Annotated in this window: 6 protein-coding genes; 5 read left to right on the top strand and 1 reads right to left on the bottom strand. The window is 72.3% G+C overall.

Annotated elements, in window-relative coordinates; genetic code table 11:
• Positions 1–29: 29 nt before the first annotated feature.
• Genes KS03_RS27925 through KS03_RS27910 form a run of 4 tightly spaced genes read left to right on the top strand, consistent with a single transcriptional unit; the run spans position 30 to position 16,976 of the window.
• Positions 30–2,288 carry an AMP-binding protein gene (locus KS03_RS27925; protein WP_015876276.1) on the top strand — a complete coding sequence of 753 codons (2,259 nt, stop codon included), beginning with the start codon at positions 30–32 and terminating at the stop codon, positions 2,286–2,288.
• Between the two features lie 46 nt (positions 2,289–2,334).
• Positions 2,335–7,953 carry a type I polyketide synthase gene (locus tag KS03_RS29065; RefSeq protein WP_158335156.1) on the top strand — a complete coding sequence of 1,873 codons (5,619 nt, stop codon included), beginning with the start codon at positions 2,335–2,337 and terminating at the stop codon, positions 7,951–7,953.
• On the top strand, positions 7,950–12,584 hold the full coding sequence (locus KS03_RS27915) for a condensation domain-containing protein (protein ID WP_015876274.1): 4,635 nt from the start codon (positions 7,950–7,952) through the stop codon (positions 12,582–12,584). Before KS03_RS29065 ends, KS03_RS27915 begins: the two co-directional genes overlap by 4 nt.
• Before the next feature lie 18 nt (positions 12,585–12,602).
• Entirely contained in the window at positions 12,603–16,976 is a 4,374-nt protein-coding gene (locus tag KS03_RS27910) for a thioester reductase domain-containing protein (RefSeq protein ID WP_039202710.1), read from the top strand.
• A gap of 204 nt (positions 16,977–17,180) precedes the next feature.
• Here the strand turns inward: KS03_RS27910 and KS03_RS27905 are convergent, their stop codons facing one another.
• Complete coding sequence (locus KS03_RS27905; RefSeq protein ID WP_080569366.1) at positions 17,181–18,665, bottom strand: FUSC family protein; 1,485 nt, start codon at positions 18,663–18,665, stop codon at positions 17,181–17,183.
• A 108-nt stretch (positions 18,666–18,773) separates the two neighbouring features.
• Here KS03_RS27905 and KS03_RS27900 point away from each other — a divergent pair, with 108 nt between their 5' ends.
• Positions 18,774–19,895 (top strand): GGDEF domain-containing protein, encoded by a 1,122-nt coding sequence (locus KS03_RS27900; RefSeq protein ID WP_015876272.1) that lies wholly within the window; start codon positions 18,774–18,776, stop codon positions 19,893–19,895.
• The last annotated feature ends 52 nt before the right edge of the window (positions 19,896–19,947 follow it).

The raw sequence follows: 19,947 nt of genomic DNA, 5'->3' as shown, positions 1-19,947 counted from the left end.
GCTCGCACCGACCTCATTCTGGACACACCATGACGACGCATTCGAACCCGAACGTGTTTCAGATGGATGTCGAACCGACCTCCATCGTCGAGACGCTCTCGCATCACACCGAGCGAGACCCTCATCGTGTCGCGCTGACCATCCTGCGCGACGGCGAAGCGATCGAAAGTGAAAGCACTTTCGGCGATCTGCATGCCGGCATGCTGCGCGTCGCGCGCGGGCTCGCGCAGCTGACCGAGCCGGGCGCGCGCGTGCTGCTGCTGCTGCCGACGAGCGCCGAGTTCGTCTGCGCGTTCTACGGGTGCCTGGCGGCCGGGCGCATCGCCGTGCCGGCCTATCATCCGCAGCAGGTACGCAAGGTGGCGCAATGGGCGAAGCTGCAGGCGATCGCCGACAACTGCGGCGCCACGCTGATCGTCGCGCCGGCGACGTCGGTCGACACCCTCGAGACCCTGCGCGCGACGCAGCAGCTGTTCGCCGGCTGCACGCTCGTGACATACGAGGCGCTCGTCGCGGCGGGCGAGCAGGGCGCGTCGGCGGGGCCGCGCATGCCGGCGCCGGACGAGGTGGCCTTCCTGCAATACACCTCCGGATCGACGGGCACGCCGAAGGGCGTGATGATCACGCATGGCAACATCATCGACAATCAACGCTCGATCGCGCGGCTCATGGAGCACGACCGCGATACGCGCATGCTGTCGTGGCTGCCCCTGTATCACGACATGGGATTGTCGATGCCGCTGCAGCTGGCGTCGATCGGGCTGTCGGTCGTGCTGATGTCGCCCGTCGCGTTTGTCCAGCAGCCGGGCCGATGGCTGCGCGCGATTGCAGCGCACCGTGCGACCACCTCGGGCGGCCCGAATTTCGCTTACGCGCTTGCCGCGGCCGCGCTCGAGGCGGGCGACGGCGCCGACCGGCTCGACCTGTCGAGCTGGCGCGTGGCGTTCTGCGGCGCGGAGCCGATCCATCGGCGGACCGTCGTCGATTTCATCGAGGCCGCCCGCCCGCACGGCTTCGCGCCCGGGTCGTTCTATCCCTGCTACGGGATGGCCGAGGCGACCCTGATCGTGTCGGGCGTGGCGCGCGGCGAAGGTGCCCATTATCTGGACGTCGACAGCCTGAAGCTCGCTGCCGGAACCGCCGAGCCGGCCCGGCCCGGCGACGCGAACCTGAAGAGCCTCGTTTCGTGCGGCGCCGCGGCGCCCGGCACCGAGATCCGGATCGCCGGCCCCGACGGCCGCCCGGTGGCCAGCCCGAACGGGGTCGGCGAGATCTGGGTGCGCGGCGGCGCGATCGGCGCCGGCTACTACGGCAACCCGGAAGCGACCCAGGCGACCTTCGCCGCGCGTTTCGAGGCCGATCCGGACGCGCGCCCGTTCCTGCGCACCGGCGATCTGGGCGCGCTCGTCGACGGCCGCCTGTACGTGACCGGCCGCGTGAAGGACATGCTGATCGTGCGCGGGCGCAACCTCTATCCGCAGGATATCGAGGCGTGCGTGCAGGACGCGGTGCCGGCGCTGCGCCGCGGCTGCGGTGCCGCCGTGTCGGTGCAGGCCGACGGCGAAGAGAAGCTCGTGATCATCCAGGAAGTCGGCCGCACCGCGCGCCGGACGATGGATCTCGGCGCCACGCTGCGCGAGATGGTGGTGGCGGTCAGCGAGGAGTTCGGCGTCACGCCGCATGCGATCGTGCTGGTCGAACCGGCCACCATCGACAAGACCTCGAGCGGCAAGATCGCGCGCGCGCTGTGCCGCCGCGCGTATCTGCAAGGCGAACTGCGGGCGGTCGCAGGCTGGACCGACGGCGCCTATGCCGGCGCTGCGCCGAGCCCCGCGGCCGCGCGGCCGGCCCCCGAGCCCGGCGTCGGCGCGGACGCCATGCTGATCGAGCGCGAGATCGCGCAGCGGATCGTCCGGATCGTCGCCGAGCGGCTCAAGATCGCCGAGACGCAGGTCTCGCGCACGGCGGCGTGGGCCGAGATGGGCTTCGATTCGATGAGCGCGCTGCAATTCTCGTTGAAGGTGCAGCACGAGCTCGGGCTGAGCTTCGATGCCGCCGTGCTGTGGGACTGCTCGAACGTCGAGCAGCTCGCCGCGCACCTGGCCCGCATGCAGGGCGCAGCCGATCTGCTGCGAGCGGGCGGGGCGCCCGCACCGGCGGCCAGGCAGGTCGAGGCCGCGCCGGCCGGCGCGCAGGCGCAGGCGCAGGCGCCGCTTACCGCGGCGCAGCTCGCGGCGCTCTCCGAGGCGGATGCGCAAGCGCTGCTGCTCAAAGCGCTGCAGCGCTGAACCATTCCCCGGCAGTCTCGTGCCGCGAACGTCAGGAAGCTTACCCATGAACGAATCCAGTATGGCGTCCGCTGCGCCGCCCATTTCCCTTACGCCCGTGAAGCAGGCCCTGCTGAAGATCGATGCGTTGCAACGCGAACTGGCCGCGGCGCGCGAGGCCGTGAACGAGCCGGTCGCCGTGGTCGGCATGGGCTGCCGTCTTCCCGGCGGCGCGGATTCCGCCGAGGCGCTTTGGTCGATGCTCGCGGCCGGCACCGATGCGGTCGGCACCGTGCCGGCGGACCGGTGGACGGATGCGATCTACGATCCGCGGCCGGGCCGGCGCGACACGAGCTACAGCCGGCACGGCGGGTTCATCGACGCCGTCGACCGTTTCGATGCGGCATTTTTCGGCGTCTCGGACCGCGAGGCGGCGCACATCGATCCGCAGCAGCGTCTGCTGCTCGAATGCACCTGGCGTGCGCTCGAGGACGCCGGCTTTTCGCGCGAGACGATCGCGTCTTACCGGGCCGGCGTGTTCGTCGGCTCGTCGGTCGACGACTATGCACGGGTCAGCGAAGGCGTGTCCGGCGACACGCTCAGCTATGCGCAGACCTCGCTCGGCACCGCGCGTCCCTTCGCGGCCGGGCGCATTTCCTACCTGTTCGGTTTTCATGGCCCGGCATTGCATCTCGATACCGCGTGCTCGTCGTCGCTGGTCGCCGTGCATCTGGCCTGCCACAGCCTGCGTAGCCGCGAGTCGGATGTCGCGTTCGCCGGCGGCGTCAACCTGATGCTGTCGCCGGAGATGAGCATCGCGTTGAGCGAGCTGCAGGCGCTGTCGCCGAGCGGCCGCTGCCGGACCTTCGACGCGGCCGCAGACGGCTACGTGCGCGGCGAGGGCTGCGGCGTGGTCGCGCTGATGCGTCTGTCCGATGCGCGCGCGCAGGGCCGGCCGATCCGCGCGGTGATCCGCGGCTCCGCGGTCAATCACGACGGGCGCAGCAACGGCATGACCGCGCCCAACGGGCGCGCGCAACGCGAGGTGATCCGCGCGGCCCTCGAGCGGGCCGGCGTGGCGCCGGCCGACGTCGACTACGTCGAGGCGCACGGCACCGGCACGCCGCTCGGCGATCCGATCGAGCTGCGCGCGCTCGAGGACGTGTACTGCCGCGACACGCAACGCGCCCGGGACCTGTACGTGGGCAGCATCAAGACGAACATCGGGCATCTGGAGTCGGCCGCCGCCGTGGCCGGGCTGATGAAGCTCGTCTGCGCGCTGCAGCACGGCGAGCTGCCGCGGCACCTGCATTGCGATACGCCGACCGCGCACGTCGACTGGCAGACCAACGGCATCCGCGTCGCGACCGAGCATGCGCCATGGCCGTCGTCGCGACCGGGCCGGCGAGTCGCGGCGATCAGCTCCTTCGGCATGAGCGGCACCAACGCCCACCTGATCGTGGAGGCCTGGCAGGCGCCCGGCGCCGCGGCGGACGAAGCGGACACGGCGCCCGCCGCGCACGCGCGACACGATATCTGGCCGTTGTCCGCCCACACGGCGCCGATGCTCAAACAGGTGATCGAAGATTGCGCGGCGCAGTTGCGGGCTGAGGCCGCGCTGGCGCCGGCCGCGCTCGCCAGCGCGCTGCGCGTGGCACGCGACAGTCATCGGCACCGTGTCGCGATCGTCGCCGATTCGCGCGATACGCTGCTCGACGCGCTGTCCGATGCCGCGCGGGAGATGGCCGCCCCGCGCGTGCCGCCCGCCGGCGTCCGCGACCGGCTCGCGTTCCTGTTCGCCGGGCAGGGCGCGCAGCGCGCCGGCATGGCCCGGCAGCTCTATCGGGACTTCGCGCCGTTTCGCGACGTGTTCGACGCCTGCGACGGCTGCAGCGAGGCGCAGGGGGAGCTGTCGCTCGCGGACCTGCTGTGGGGCGACCACCAGCATCGGCTGGACGAAACGCGTTACACCCAGCCCGCGATGTTCGCGCTCGAAGTCGCGCTCGCCCGGCTGTGGATGCACTGGGGCGTCGTGCCCGACGTGGTGATGGGGCACAGCATCGGCGAGTACGCGGCTGCGTGCATCGCCGGCGTGTTCTCGATCGAGGACGGCTGCCGCCTCGTGACCGCGCGCGGGCGCCTGATGGACACGCTCACCGCGCCGGGCCGCGCGCTCGCGGTGTTCGCCGGCGCGCGGCAGGTTGCCGACGCGGTGCGCGACTACCCGGGGCGGGCCGCCATCGCCGCGGACAACGGACCGGAGAGCGTGCTGGTGTCGGGCGAGCCGGATGCCGTCGAAGCGCTCGAGCGATGGTTCGCGTCGCGCGGCATCGCCACCCGGGCGCTGGCGGCATCGCGTGCCTTCCACTCGCCGCTGATGGAGCCGATGCTGGCCGAATTCGGCGCGGTTGCCGCGACCGTAAGGTATCGCGCGCCTGCGATCCCGATCGTGTCGAACGTGACGGGACGATTCGAAACCGAGCGCCTGTGCGATCCCGCGTACTGGGTCGAGCATGTGCGGGCCACGGTGGCGTTCCGCACCGGCGTCGGCACCCTGCTCGACGACCACGTGACGACCGCCATCGAGATCGGGCCCGGCAAGACGCTCTCGCGTCTCGTCACCGCCTGCCTGGGCGATCGGCCCGACCGCGGCGACCTGAGCGCGCTGCCCTCGATGAGCGGCGACGGACGCGAGACCGAGCAGGCGCTGCGAACCTTGGCGCACGTCTATCAGCGCGGCCGCCGGGTCGACTGGCAGGCATACGAGCGGTCCCGAACCGCGGCGCCCGTGGGCGCGGCCGCGCGCCACGGCGTGCTGCCGCGATATCCGCTCGAAGCGCACCGCTACTGGGTGGGGGCCAGGCAGCCGGCGCAGCGGCCGAGCGTGCTGACGCGCGCGGCCGGCGCGCACCGCCCCAGCGAGCACGGCGTGCTGGGCCGGCTGCTGGCGATCCCGGCATCGGCGCAGCGCCGCTACGAGAGCGAGGTGTCCGATCGGCATCTGCCGTTCCTGGGCGGCCACCGGCTGCACGGACAGCTGGTCTTTCCGGCGGCAGGGTTCATCGAGGCGATGCTCGATGCCGCGGCGCGGCGCGACGGCAGCGCCGCGGAACCCGAGGCCGGCCGCTGGCACGAAGCGCGTGCGGTGTCGTTCGACCACGCGCTCAGGCTGGAGCCGGGCAGGGCGGTGACGTTCGGCACCGTCGTGCAGGCGGCCGACGCCGCGGATCCGGGCGAAGGCGCGCCGATCGCGATTCACGCCTGTCACGACACGGCCGCCGCCGAGCCGCAATGGACCCTGCAATGCGCGGCGCGGATCGGGACGACCCAGCCCATCAGCGACGTGCCGCCGCTCGACGCATGGCGTGCGCAGTGCCGCGACGCGCTGCCGGTCGACGCATTCTACGCACGCCTGCACTCGACCGGGCTCGAGTACGAGGGGCCGTTTCGGTCGATTCGCGCGCTGTCGCGGGGCGGCGATGCCGCGCTGGCCCGGATCGAAATGGGATCGGACGGCACCGGCGATTGGGGGCGCGTGGTGCATCCGGCGCTGCTCGACAACGCATTTCAGGCAGTCGCGGGGGCGTTGTGGGACGCGGGGCTGAAGACGGCCTTCGTGCCGGTCGGCATCGAGCGGATCGCCTGCATGCCGATGCGCGGCGTGCAGGCGCTATGGTGCGCCGCGCGCGCCCGCGTCAAGCGCAGCTTCGCGACCGCCGATCTCTGGCTCTACGACGACACCGGACGCTGCCTGGCCGCCGTGCGCGGGCTGAGACTGCTCGCCATCGATCCGCAGCGGCTGCAGCCGCGAGCCGCGGCGCCGGTCGCGCTGCACTCGCTCGTCTGGCGGCCGCTGGCGGCCGCGCATCGAAGCGCCGGCGCGGGTTCGAACTTCGTCTTGATCGGCAACGGCTCCGCGCTCGACGGGCTGCTCTCGCATGCCTGCGAGAACGCCGGCGATGCCCTGGCGCTCGCGGCACTGCCGAGCGACGACGCGCTCGACGGCGAGGCCGGCGCCGAGCGCATCCGAGCCGCCCTGCGCGACGCGTGCGCCCGCCTGGATGCGGGGCCGGCCGTGCTGCTCTACGCGTGGCCGGCGGCCGACGAATCGGCCTCGGGCGACGCGCTCGCGGCACTCGGCGCCGCCTACCGCCGCGTCGCGAACATCTGGCGCGAAGTGCAGCAGACCCGCTGGACGGCGGGCGCCCCCGCGTTCTGCATCGTGACCCGGGCCGCGCAGCGCGTGCCCGGCGTCGAGGTGCGCGTGTCGCCGTTTCAGGCGGCCGCATGGGGCGTGGCCCGCAGCCTGATGCACGAGAGCGGCGACCATGCGGTGCTGGCGGTCGATCTGCCGTCGCCGGACGCCGCCTCCAGCGCCGCCGCGCTGGCCGCCGTGAAAGGCGCCGCGGCGAGCGGCGAAACGCAGTTCGTGGCGCATGGCGAGGCCCTCTACGTGCCGCGGCTGGTCGCACGCGAGGCCGGCGCGGCGCAGCCGCTCGCACGCGGTGCCTACCTGGTGACGGGCGGGCGCGGTGCAATCGGCACCCGGCTGATCGAGCGGCTGATTCGCAACGGCGTCCCGAAGGTCGTGTCCGTCAGCCGTGCGGTGCCGGCCGACGGCGAACGCGCGAGGCTGGCGTCGATCGCGGACCGGCACGGCGCGAGCGTCGAATTCGTGGCCGCCGACGTGACCGTGGCCGCCGACGTGGACGCGCTCGTCCACGCGCTCGAGGCCGATCGCGCGCATCCGCTGGTGGGCGTCCTGCACGCGGCGGGCACGCTGGACGACGGCCTGCTCGCGACCCAGCCGAGCGCCGAGGTCATCAAGGTGCTCGCGCCGAAGGTCGCGGGGACCTTGAACCTGCATCGCGCCACCGACCATCTCCGGCTGCAGCACTTCGTGTCGTTCTCGTCGATCGTGGCCTGCATTGGCTCGCCGGGGCAGTGCGCCTACGCGGCGGCGAACGCCTACCTCGATGCGCTGACGGCCCTGCGCAACCAGGACGGCCTGCCCGGGCACACCATGAACTGGGGCCTCTGGGGCGGCAACGGGATGGTCGATCAGCTCGACGCGCGGCAGCTGCGCCGCATCGCCTCGTTCGGCCTCACGCCGATCGAGCCGGACGCCGCGCTTGGCCTGTTCGACAGGCTGGTGGCCGAACCCGACGGACACACGCAGATCTGGAACGTGGAAGTCGAGACGCTGATCAGGCGCAGCCCGAGTCGGGCGATGGGCGCGCTGTTGTCGGAACTGGCGACGCCAGCGCTGGCGGCCGATCGCCCCGCCGCCAGCGGGCCCGGATTGCGCGAGCGCATGGCGGGCCTGCAGGGCGAGGCGCGCGCGCGGCTGCTGCGCGGGCACCTGAGCGAGGCGATCGCCGCGACCCTGCATACGCCGGTCGAGCGGATCTCGCCGGATATCGCGCTGATCGAGCTTGGGCTCGATTCGCTGATGGCCGCGGATTTCCGCAACGGATTGCGCAGCGAGCTCGGCGTCGAGGTTCCGTTCGGGCGATTGCTCGAAGGCGCGACCATCGACGACGTGGTGCGCACCATCGTCGCGACGCTCGATCGCAACCCAAGCCGCGCGCCGGAAGCCGAGCCGCCGTCGCGCACCGCCGGCGGAATCGACGCGGTGTCCGGCGAGGCGACGTTCGGCATGGAAATGGAAGGAGGAGAGCTGTGAGCTCGATCGCATTCATCAATGAGCTGGCGGGACGGGGCATCGAGCTGTGGGCCCAGGACGGCAAGCTGCAATACAAGGCGCCCAAGGGCGCCGTCACGCCGGCGCTGCTCGATCAGCTGAAGGCCGGCAAGGCCGCGCTGGTCGCGCTGCTGGAGCAGTTCGCCGGCACCGCGGGCACCTATGCGCTGTCGTTCGCGCAGCAATCGCTGTGGTCGCTGCATCAGCTCAATCCGGACAGCGCCGCGTACAACGTCACCTATGCGACGCGTCTCGTCGACGACGTCGATGTCGCAGCGCTGCGTCGCTGCGTCGATTATCTGATCGCGCGGCACCCGGTGCTGCGAACCGCTTACCGCCTGATCGACGGCGAGCCGCGCCAGCAGATCGGCACCGACGCGCGCGCGCAGTTCACGATCGACCGCGTGTTCGCGGCCGACGAAGGCGCCATTCGCCGATGGGTCGACGAGGAATCGAATCGCCCGTTCGACCTGACGCAGTCGCCGATCAGGCTGAAGCTGCTGCGCAACGAACACGACGGCGCGGACGCGATCCGCACCGTGCTGCTGTTGAACGTGCATCACATCGCCGCCGATTTCTGGTCGCTGGAGATCCTGCTCGGCGAGCTGCAGGCGCTGTATCGCCTGGCTCGCCTGGGCGAGCCGCTGAAGCTGCCGGCCCTGCCCGTGCAATACAAGGACTGCGTGGAGCACGAGCGCCGCAGGCTCGATGCCGGCGAGGGCGAAGCGCTCGCCGCGTTCTGGCGGCGTGAGTTGCAGCACGGCTTTCCGGTCCTGAATCTGGCGACCGATCGCATCCGGCCGCCGCGCAAGACGGAGCGCGGCCGCGTGTTCGACCATCCGCTCGGTGCCGCGCTGTCGGCGCGGGTGCGCGACACCGCGAAACGGTTGCGCGTGACGCCGTACATGCTGCTGCTGGCCGTCTATCAGCTGCAGCTCCACCTGCACACCGGACAGACGCGGCTGATGATCGGCGCGCCGACCGCGGGGCGCAACGCGCCCGGCAGCGAGAACGTGGTCGGTCATTTCGTGAACACCGTCGTGCTCGCGTGCGAGCTGCGGGCCGACGAGCCCTTCGACGACCTGTTACGACGCACGCGCGAGATGATGCTGCGGGTGCTCGATCACCAGGACTTTCCGTTCCCGAAGCTGGTCGACGATCAGCGGCCGCCTCGCGACCCGAGCCGCTCGCCCATCTATCAGGTGATGTACAACTGGAACCAGGCGCGTGGCGATTTCGCCGCGTCGGGCGCTGCCGACGTTGCGCTCTATCGCGAGCGCCTCGCCGCGTCGAGCACCGGCACGCGCGGTGCAACGCACGACCTCACGCTCAACGTGCAGGATCTCGGCGACGCGTACCTTTGCGCGTGGACCTTCAACACCGACCTGTTCGAGGAGGCGACGATCGCCCGCTTCGCGAGCCAGTACGCCTACCTGGTCGAGCAGGTGGTGAACGACGCGCAACGGCCGCTGCATGGGTACCGGCTCGCCGCCGCCGAGGCGGTACGCGAGCGGCTCGCCGCCGCCTGCGCACGCCGCCCGGCGCCGGCCGGGCCGGCCGAGCCGGTCGAGGCATCACGGGCGGTCTGGCGCTTCGACGAGCGCGAGATCCTGCACGGCGAGGTGGCCGGCGCGGTAGGCGCGCTGGCCGCGCGGTTCGAGGCGCTCGGGATCGGTGCGGGTCAAGGCGTGGCGCTGCAACTGCCCGCCATCGCCGAGCGCGCGGCCGCGCTGCTCGCGATCCGGGCAGTCGGCGCGCGTCTTGCCGCCTCGGCCGAACAGGCGGACGCGGTGTGCCGGGGCCGTGACGATGGGTGGGCCGGCTGGGAGCCCGGGGCAATCGAGATAGCGCGCACCGGCCGGGCCGCGGCGCGGGACGGCGCCGGCGAGCCGGGCGCGGCGGTCGATCCGTTGCTCGACGAGATCGGCGCGTGGCTGCGACTCGACGCCGACGCCACCGTGCTGATCGTGCGCGGCGCCCATGCCGTGCTCGCGGCGGCGGCGCTCGCCAAGGTGGTGCTGACCGGCGGCCTCGCGCGGCTGTCCGGGCGGGCCGGGCTGGACCGGCTCGCCGCGCGCGAGGCGGCGCTCGCGAAGCCCGCGTATGCCGAACTCGGCCGCTTGCTGGCGCATGCCCCGTCGGTGCTGCTGCCCACGCTGTTGCTGCGGCAGGCCGATGCGCTCGGGCTTGCCCGCGCGCGCGCGCTTCTCGCCTATGGCGACCATCCGCATCCGCTGGCGCGGCTCGTCGATGCCGGCCGCGCACCGGCGCTCGCGCATTTCGTGCCGCTGTGCGGCGCCGACCTGCCGGCCGCGTGGTGCGCGTTCGTGCCCGGGGCGCACGGCTGGCGGCTCGCCGACCCCGCGCATCCGGCCCGTGTCGCCGTCGTGCTCGGTGCGTCGGGGCACTTCGCGGACGACCGGCAGGCCGGCACGCTCCACTTCTTCGACGGCACGCGGGCCGGCGCGTCGTCACCGTCCGGCGACGCGCCGCCGGACGGCACCGGCGTGGCGACCGGCCTGGCCGTGTCCTGCCGCGATGGCGAAATATGGTGCGCGGATCCGTCCGCGCGCGTCGCAGGCCATCGCGCCGCGCCCGTCGCGATCGGCGAGCTCGAGCGTGCGATCTCGAGGGTCGACGGCATAGCCGACGTGGTATGCGTGAGCCTGGACGACGGCGCGTCCGCGCGGCTTGCCGCCTACCTCGTGGCGCACGACGCCGGCTCCGACGGGCCGGCGCTCGAGCATGCGGTGCGCGCCGCGCTGAAGCAAGCCTTGCCCGATGCGATGCACCCGGACGCCTATGCGCTGATCGAATCCTTGCCGCTCGACGCGGGCGGGGCGCTCGACGCGACCGGCCTGCCGTCGCCGGCGGCCAACCCGGCGGCGTCCCGCGCCGCCGCGAGCGAGCTCGAGCGCCGGCTCGCGGCGATCTGGGCCGAGGTGCTGGGGCAGCCGTCGGTCGGCGCCGACGACGACTTTTTCGCGCTCGGCGGCGATTCGATCCTGGCCGCGGTCATCGTGTCGCGGGCGGCGCTCGACGGCATGTATCTGAAGCCGCAGGACATTTTCCGGCACACCACCGTATCCGGTCTGGCGACGGCGGTGCGGCAGACGCCGGGGCTGGAAGTCGATCAGGGGCCCGTGCGGGGCGAAGCGGCGCTCGCGCCGGCCGCGCGCTGGTTCGCCGAGCGCGTCGAGGTCGACCGGTCGCACTTCAATCAGGCCCTGCTGATTGCGCTGACCGAGGCGCCCGACCCGGTCATCATGAACGAGGCGATCCGCATCGTCGCACGGCATCACGACATCCTGCGCTCGCGCTTCGTATCGCGCGACGGCGCGCTGCACCATCTGTTCGAAGCCGACGAGGCACTCCAGGATGCGCGGTTCGCGGTCGTGCGCTGCGTCGACGGCGACGGCCGGCACAGCGAGCGCGCGTGGGGCGACGCGATCGACGCGGCGCAGCGCGGCCTGGACATCGAAAGCGGCCGGCTGATGGCGCTCAGATGGCTGGAAAGCACCGACCTGTCGAGCAGCCGGCTGCTGGTCGTGGTCCACCACCTGGCGATCGACGGGGTGTCGTGGAGCATCCTGATGCAGGACCTGGCCGACGTCTATCTGCGCTTGCGCGCCCGCGAGGCCGCGGCGCTGCCGCTGAAGACCACCTCCGCGAAGACCTGGATCGAGCAGTGGCACGCGCTCGCGCAGGGCGACGCACTCGACGAGGATCGGCGCTTCTGGCGCGGGATCAAGACCCAGGTGCACGACACGCTTGCCGGCGCGAAGCGGATCGCGCTGATGCGTCACGGGCTGACGACGATCGTGCAGCATGCCTACCAGGAGGCGTCGCTCAGTTGCACGATCACGCTCGATGCCGAGCTGACTCACGCGTTTCGCACGGTGGCGCCGCGCGCCTACGGCACCGATGCGAACGACCTGCTCGTCGCGGCGCTGCACGCGGGTTTCCGGGCCTGGAGCGGCTGCGATGCGCTGTTCGTGGACCTCGAGGGGCACGGCCGCGACGCGCTCGGCGACGCGGTCGACCTGAGCCGCAGCATCGGCTGGTTCACGTCGATCTATCCGGTGCTGATCGACGCGCCGTTCGCCGCGGACGACCCGGCCGCGCTGATCAAGGCCGTCAAGGCGCGCCTGCGCGAGATTCCGCGCAAGGGCGCGAGCTACGGCGTGCTGCGCTACCTCGATGCACGCACGCCGGAGGACGACGCGCTCGCCGCGTTTCCGGCGGCGCCCGTGCTGTTTACCTACCTCGGCCAGCTCGAGCAGCTCGCCGGCCAGTCGCCGCTGTACGGCGGCGCGCCGGAGCCGGCGCCCGGCATCCGCAGCCCACGGCAGCGGCGCACCCACCTGCTCGACATGGTCGCCTACGTGTCGCGCGGACGGCTGACCATCGAGTCGAGCTTCTTCGGCGTGCCCGGTGTCGACGAAAGCATCGGCTGCCTGATGAGCCGCGTCGAGGAAGCGCTGACGACGCTGATTCGCCATTGCAGCGCGGACGGCGCCGGCGGACTGACGCCCGACGACGTGCCGCATCTCGACGTCGACCAGGACGATCTCGACGCGCTGCTGGACGAAATCGACGCACTCGACCGCTGACCGCACCAGGAATCCAAGATGACGAGAAACGTCGATACGATCTACCATCTCACGCCGCTGCAGCGCGGCATGCTGCATCACTCGCGGCTCGATCCCGCTTCCGGCGTGTATGTCGAGCAGTTCTCCTGCCTGCTGCACGGCCCGCTCGACGGGGCGCGCTTTCGGCGCGCGTGGGAAACCGTGGTGCACCGCCACGACGTGCTGAAGACGCTGTTTCTCCGCCTGCACGAGGAAAAGCCGCTGCAGGCCGTGCGCCACACGGTGAGCGTGCCGTTCGAGACGCTCGACTGGCGCGCCGAGCCCGCCGACGCGCAGGCGCGCCGGTTCGACGTGCTGCTCGCCGAGGATCGGGCGCGCGGTTTCGATTTCGGCGTCGCGCCGCTGATGCGCATCACGCTGGCCGTGCTCGGCGAGGCGTGCCACCGGTTCCTCTGGACCTACCATCACGCGATCCTCGACGGCTGGTCGATGCCGCTGCTGCTCGAGGAGGTGTTTCGTGCCTATGCGCACCCGGATAATCCGCTGCCGCCGGTCGGCCGCGACTTTCGCGACTACGCGGCCTGGCTGCGCGGCTATGACGGCGCGCGCGCGCTCGACTACTGGCGCGAGCGGCTGCAGGACTATCGCTCGCCGGCGCGCTTCGCGCCGTCGGTGATGCCGACCGCGGCGCCCGGCGCGCCGGCGCGCCGCACGCTCGCCTCGTCGATCAGCACCATGCCGCCGGACTGGATCGAGGCCGCGACGCGCAGCTGCCGCACTGCCCGCATCACGCTCAATACGCTGTGCCAGGGCGCGTGGGCGGTGCTGCTCGCGCGCCATGCCGGCCGCGACGACGTCGTCGGCGGAATGGTGGTGTCGGGCCGCTCGGCCGACCTGGACGGCATCGAGCGGATGGCCGGCCTGTTCATCAACACGCTGCCCTGGCGCGCGACGCTCGACGGCGAGCTCGACGTCGCCGCCTGGCTGCGCCGTCTGCAGGCCGATACCCAGGCGCTCGAGCAGCATGCGTACAGCGCGCTGACCGACGTGCTGCGCTGCAGTGGCGTGCCGCGCCAGCAGGCGCTGTTCGAGACGCTCTACGTGTTCGAGAACTACCCGGGCAGGGATGCCTTCGACCGGCTGGCGGCGAGTTGCGGGCTGCGGATCGAGGAGCCGCGCGCGCGCGAGGAAACCAGCTATGCGCTCGCGCTCGTGGTCCTGCCCGGCGATACGCTGACGTTCCAGCTGACCTACGACACCGCGCGTTTCGACGCCGCGTTCATCGACCGCCTCGCCGCACGCTATCGCCAGTTGCTGGAGACGATCGGCGACGGCGCGCCGCGCCGCCTGCGCGAACTCGTGCTCGAGGCCGACGCGCCGGCATTGCCAGCCGCCCGGCCGGCACCCGAAGCCGCGCGCGGTACGACCTTGCAGGACCGGATCGCCGCGCATGCGGCCCGCACGCCCGAGCGCATCGCGTTCGTGCGGCTGGGCGACCCCGGCCTGTCCGGCGAGGCGTGCGCCGTCACCTACGGCGCGCTCGCCGCGCGCGTGGCGCGGGCGGCCCGTCAATGGCGCAGCTTCGGCTACCGGCCGGGCGAACGGGTGCTGATCGCGTGCAACGAACCGGTCATGGCGCTGGTTCTGCTGCTGTCCGGCCTCAGTTGCGGGATCGATTGCGTGATCGCCGATGCCGATCTGCAGTCGTGCGCGTTCGATGCGGTGGCCGACGGCGGCTGGAGCCCCGAGCCGTTGCGCAGTTGCGTGACGGCCAGCCAGTGTTCGCCGGTGACCGGCATCGTCTGCTGCGTGTTCGACGAGCGGGACCCGATGTACGGGCGCGGCGACGGCGCAGCCGCCGATCGGGCGGACTGCGGTGACGGCGCCGCTCCGGTGCCGGGCGCCTGTTCGCTGTTGCGTCAGGACGCGGCGGGCGACTGGCGCGTCGTGCGCTATACGCAGGCCCAGATCGCCGAGGCGGCGCGGGTGTTCGAAACCACCTTCCCGGTGGGCCGTGCGCACGCGCTGGCGCTGGGCGAGGGGCCGCTGTCGCACACGACCTTGTGGACCGCGCTGGCCGCCCTGGGCGCCGGCTTGTCGCTGCACCAGATCGCGTCGGCCGGCGATCCGGCGTTCCTGCGCCGCGCCGCGTCCCCGGACATGCACTGGCACGGCGTCGTGCTGAGCCCGGACGCGACCCGCCGCATCGCGAGCGCGGCCGCCGGGCTGCCGGACGGCGCGCTGCAGGCGGACTGGCTGATCGTCGACGCACGCGCGTTGACGCACCAGGACGCGAGCAGACTCGCCGCGCTGGCGCCCGGCGCGCGGGCCGTGCGCCGGCTGTGCTGGCCCGCCTGGTCGCTGCCGCATGCGAGCGCGTCGGCCGCGCCAGAGCAGATCGCGCACGCCGGGCCGGTGTTGCCCGGCGCGACGGTATTCGTCGCCGACACGCATCTGAATCGGGCCGGCGTGGACGCGCTGGGCCAGCTCGTGGTGACCGGGCATTCGGTTCCCGACCTGATGCTGCGCAATGGCATGCCGGATCGCGAGGGCCTGGTCGCGACGCGCGACGGTACATGGCTGCGCACCACGCTCGAGGCGTGGCAGAGTGCGCACGGCTGTCGGCTGCGGCTACCCGACGGCGGCGACGCGGCCGATGGCGCGGGCTCCGGCTGGCGCGATCTCGAGCACGAGATCGCCCGCGCCGCGGGGCTCGACGAGGCGGTGCTGGTGGAGCGGATCGGCGCCGACGGCGAGTGGGAGACCGTGTTGTTTCATTGCGAGGCCGCCGCGGACGCAGCCGAGATCGCGCGCCGCATCGCCGGCCGGCGCGGCGTGCCGGCGCTGCCGGCCGGCTCGATCGTCGCGCTCGCCGCGCTGCCGCGCAACGCGAGCGGCGGCGTCGATCGCGCCCGGCTGATTGCCGGTGATGTCGCGCTACGCAAGGATCAAGGCCGCACGGCGCCGCGCGACGCGGTCGAAACGGCGATTCACGAAATCTGGTGCGAGCTGCTCAAGCGCGAACAGATCGGCGTTCACGACGACTACTTCGAGCTCGGCGGCGATTCGCTGCAGGCGACCGTGATGCTCTACCAGCTCAACGAGCGGCTGCAGCAGCAGCTCGAGATGGACGCGCTGCTCGCCGCGCCGACGATCGCCGCGCTTGCCGCACGCATCGCGGGCGGCCCGTCCGGGCAGGCCGCGCCGATCGATTTGCCGGCCGAGGCGGTGCTCGACCCGGCGATCGCGATCGGGCGCCCGTACCTGCCGCGCCCGTATCGCAGCGTGCTGTTGACCGGCGCCACCGGCTTTCTCGGCGTGCATCTGCTCGAGACGCTGCTCGCCACGACCGACGTCCGCGTGCTATGCCTCGTTCGCGCCGACGATGCCGCCGCCGGCGCACGGCGCATCGAGGCGGCGATGCGCGCGCACGGCCGGTGGGACGCGCGCCATGCGGCGCGCATCGCGGCCGTGCCCGGCGATCTCGGCGAGCCGAACCTCGGCTTGTCCGCGGCGGCGTTCGACGCGCTCGCGAGCGAGATCGATGCGATTTATCACAACGGCGCGTTGGTCAACTTCGTCTATCCATACGCGAGCTTGAAGCAGGTCAACGTGCTCGGCACGCAGGACATCGTCCGGCTCGCAAGCCTGCATCGCGTGAGCCCGATCCACTACGTATCGACGGTCGGCACGCTCGACCGCCATGCGGACGCCTTGCCGGAAACGCTGGCGGTGCCGTACCACGAGCACCTGACGAGCGGCTATGAGCAGAGCAAATGGGTCGCGGAGCAACTGCTCGCGCAGGCGCAGGCGCGCGGTGTGCCCGTCACGGTCTATCGCCCGGCGCGCATCGTCGGGCATGCCGCCACCGGGCGCATGAACCTCGACGACCTGTTCTGCCGGCTGATCAAGGGCATCGTCACGTTCGGCAAGGCGCCGCGCGACGTCGGGTTCGACAACATCCTGCCGGTCGACCTGGTGAGCCGGATCATCGTAACCGCGTCGTTCGAGCCGGCGGCCGCGGGCAGCGGCGTGCACGTGGTCAACCCGCGCTGGAACTCGATGGATGCACTCGTCGACTTCATCGAGGACGAGGGCTTCCCGATCGAGCGAATGGACTACGACAGCTGGCTCGCCGCGCTGGCCGAGCACGTGCGCCATGATCCGTCGCATGCGCTGGCGATGCTGATCCCGGTGCTGCGCAAGCTGAACCCGGCCGCGGACCCGACCATCGGCCGCATCCTGCCGATCGACACGACGCAACTGATGCGCGTTGCCGGCGACGTGCTCGCGGCGAGTTTCCGGCCGACCAACGACTGGCTGCGCGTCTTCTTCGACCACTTCTACGAGGTCGGCTTCATGGTGCGGCCGCAGCCGCTGCCGCGCAGGTCCGGATTGGCGTCGGGCGTTTGAGCGGGGAGCTCGTGCGGCTCGCGCTGCCGATGCCATGGCGCGCCGCCCCGGTGGCGGCGCGGCGCGAACCCGTCCGGCGCCGGCTCCGCGGCCGCAAGCCCGTCGGCGAGGCGCAGCGGCCGGTCGTGCGGGGTGCGGCTGCCCGAGGCCGGCGCACCCGGCCGCAGCCGCGGCGGCCGAGACCGGCGGGGCGGGCGCGCCAATTCACCGGCTGCGCGGCGCCAGCCTCGCGGGCGCGCCGGCCGAGGGCATCAGCAGCAGCGCCATCGCCAGGGAAATCAGGCAGCCGGCGAGGACTTCCTCGATGCGCAGGCGCGCCAGCGGCACGATGGCGAAGCCCAGTTGGCCGTACAGCAGCCCGACCAGCATCGTGATGAAGAACACGCCGCGCGCATAGGCATGCAGGATGTAGTAGGCCCAGCCGAACACCGACCCGATGATCGCGGCGGCCAGCAGCCACGGCTGGTGCCCGCACGCGGTGATCAGCAGCACGCTGGCCGCCGCGCCGGCCAGCGTGCCGGCCAGCCGTTTCAAGATGCGCTCGCGCGTGCCCTGGTAAGAGGTCGTGCCGAGAAACACCACGAAGGTGCTGATGACGGCCCACATCGAGCGTTCTTCCGACATCGCGTTGCCGGCCAGCATGGCCAGCAGCGCCGCGAGCGTGGCGGCCAGGGCGGGGCGCCACGCGAGCCGGTGCAGCCGATGCGCGAGCCGCTCGGCGAGCGGCCGGTCGCCGGGCCGTCCGCTCAGGAGCAGATCGGCCGCGCAGCGCAGCGCGGCGGCGGCCCAGGCCTTGGCCGCCGCGACGCCGTGAGGCAGCGTGCGCGCGAACGCCGGTGGCGGCGCCTCGGCCCGCTCCGCCGGAATGACGACGCGGCCCACGAAGGCGACCACGACCGGCGCGACTGCCATCACGGCCAGCATGTCCAGCCGCCGCTGGCCGGCCGGATGCAGATACAGGCCGAGGTAGAAGCACACCAGGGTCAGCGTCGCGGCGCCCACCGCGCGTGTGCCGAGCGATTGGCAGAGCACGCCGATGAACACGGCAAGCAGTGAGCCGGCGCCGCGCAGCGCGGGTTGCGCGGCGACCGCGGCGGCGGCCGCGAAGGCGGTGCCGGCGCAGGCGCCAAGCATCGCGAGCGAGACGAACCAGCTCGAGCAGCGGGCCTCGCGCAGGAACAGCGGCGCGATCATGGCGAACAGCGCACCGGGGGCGGCCATGGTGGGCGCATCGTGATGCGGCAGTCCCGCGAGGATGCCGATGACGGCCGTCAGCAGGCTGGCGAGCGTCGAGCGCAGGGCAACCCGCAGGCGCGCGAACGCGGGGTCATGGGTGCGGACGCGGCTGATTGCGCGTGAGCAGGCGGCGATCATGATCGACGATTTCCGTGCAGATCGGCGTGCGGCTCGTGGCCTGTCGCCGAGGTTCGGGCACCGTGGCCCGGCGTTGAGGGCGCCTCGGGCGCAGCCGTGCCGGGGTCTCCGGCCTGGCGTGCGCCCGGCGAGGCGAGTCCGCGAGCCGCCCGGCGTCGGGGGTACGGCGCCGGCCGGGCGGCTCGGGTTTTCCCGATGATAGCCGGACAAAATTGCGCGATCGGGATGTCGCCGGCGGCGCGCGCGGTCAGCGCGGGCCAGCGCGTCTTTGCCTGGCGCATCGGCGAGACTGCGGGACGGCGCGCCGGCCGGCATGGCCGGGCCTCGTCGCGACCGCGCCTGTCCCTTAAGAAAGCCGAAAACCTGTCGATATGTCTAGGATCACCCCCAAATGCGATATCGCCAGTGATCGAGGATTCTTCGTTGGAAAGGCACATGCACGCGCTGCTCGACACGGTTCGCCACAACGAGCGTGTGCTGCAGCGGTTTCAGCAGATCGAACTGCGGCTCGTGAGTGCCACCGATTTCGCGGTGTTTCACGACACGCTGGTCGAGGCGCTGGCGCAGGCCTTCGAACTGCCGTTCGTGACCTTGTGGCTCAACGAGGACATCTTGCTCGTTCGCGAGATGCTCGATGCCGTGTCGCGCGCGAAGCCGGCCGCGCAGGCGGTGCTGCGCGGCCGGCTCGACGCGCTCGCCGGCGCGCTGCCCGGCGAGCCCGGCCAGCCCTGGCTAGGCGCGGGTGCCGAACTCGGCGAGACGGCTCTTGCCGTGCTCTACGGCGGCTCGGAAGTGCCCGCCAGCGTCGCCGTGCTGCCGCTGCATCAGGAGCACGGCGTCAACGGCTATCTGTGCCTAGGCAGTCGCGACCCCGAGCGTTTCAGCGTCGGCAAGGCGACGGATCTGCTGGAGCGCTTCGCGGCCTTCGTCAGCGCCGGGGTGGTCAACGTCGCGCATCGCGAGCAGGTGGCCCGCTACGGCATGACCGACATGCTCACGAACCTGCCGAATCGCCGCTATTTCGACAGCCGCATCCACGACGAGATGCAGCGCTCGGCGAGAGCGAAGTCGCCGGTCGCCTGCCTGTTCATCGACGTCGACCACTTCAAGCGCGTCAACGATACCTACGGCCATGCCGTGGGTGACCGCGCGCTTGCCGCGATCGGCGCCTGCATTCGCAAGACGGTGCGCCACGGCGATACGGTCGCGCGCTACGGCGGCGAGGAATTCGTCGTGCTGGTGCGCGGCGATGCCGTCCACGCCTGCAGCGTCGCCGAGCGCGTGCGCGCGGCGGTGGCGGCGCTGGTGGCCGCGGAGGTGCGGGGCGACCCGGTCGGCCTGACGGTGTCGATCGGCGTGGCGGTCGGCAACGTCGGCGAGATCGCCGACGGCGAAGCCGGCGCCGCCACGCGGCTCGTGGAGCACGCCGACCAGGCGCTCTACGTCGCCAAGCACGGCGGCCGCAATTGCGTGGTGCTGCACCGCGCGGCGCCGGAGCCCGCTTCCCCCTGCGCGCCGCAGGCGCCGGCCCTGCCGGCGCCTTGAACGCGGCGCCGCGCGCCGCTCGCGTCCCGGGCGGCGCCGACCGGGCGCCGGT

The sequence above is a fragment of the Burkholderia glumae LMG 2196 = ATCC 33617 genome, from assembly GCF_000960995.1.
Taxonomy (GTDB): domain Bacteria; phylum Pseudomonadota; class Gammaproteobacteria; order Burkholderiales; family Burkholderiaceae; genus Burkholderia; species Burkholderia glumae.
This window is presented reverse-complemented; position numbering and strand designations above follow the sequence as displayed.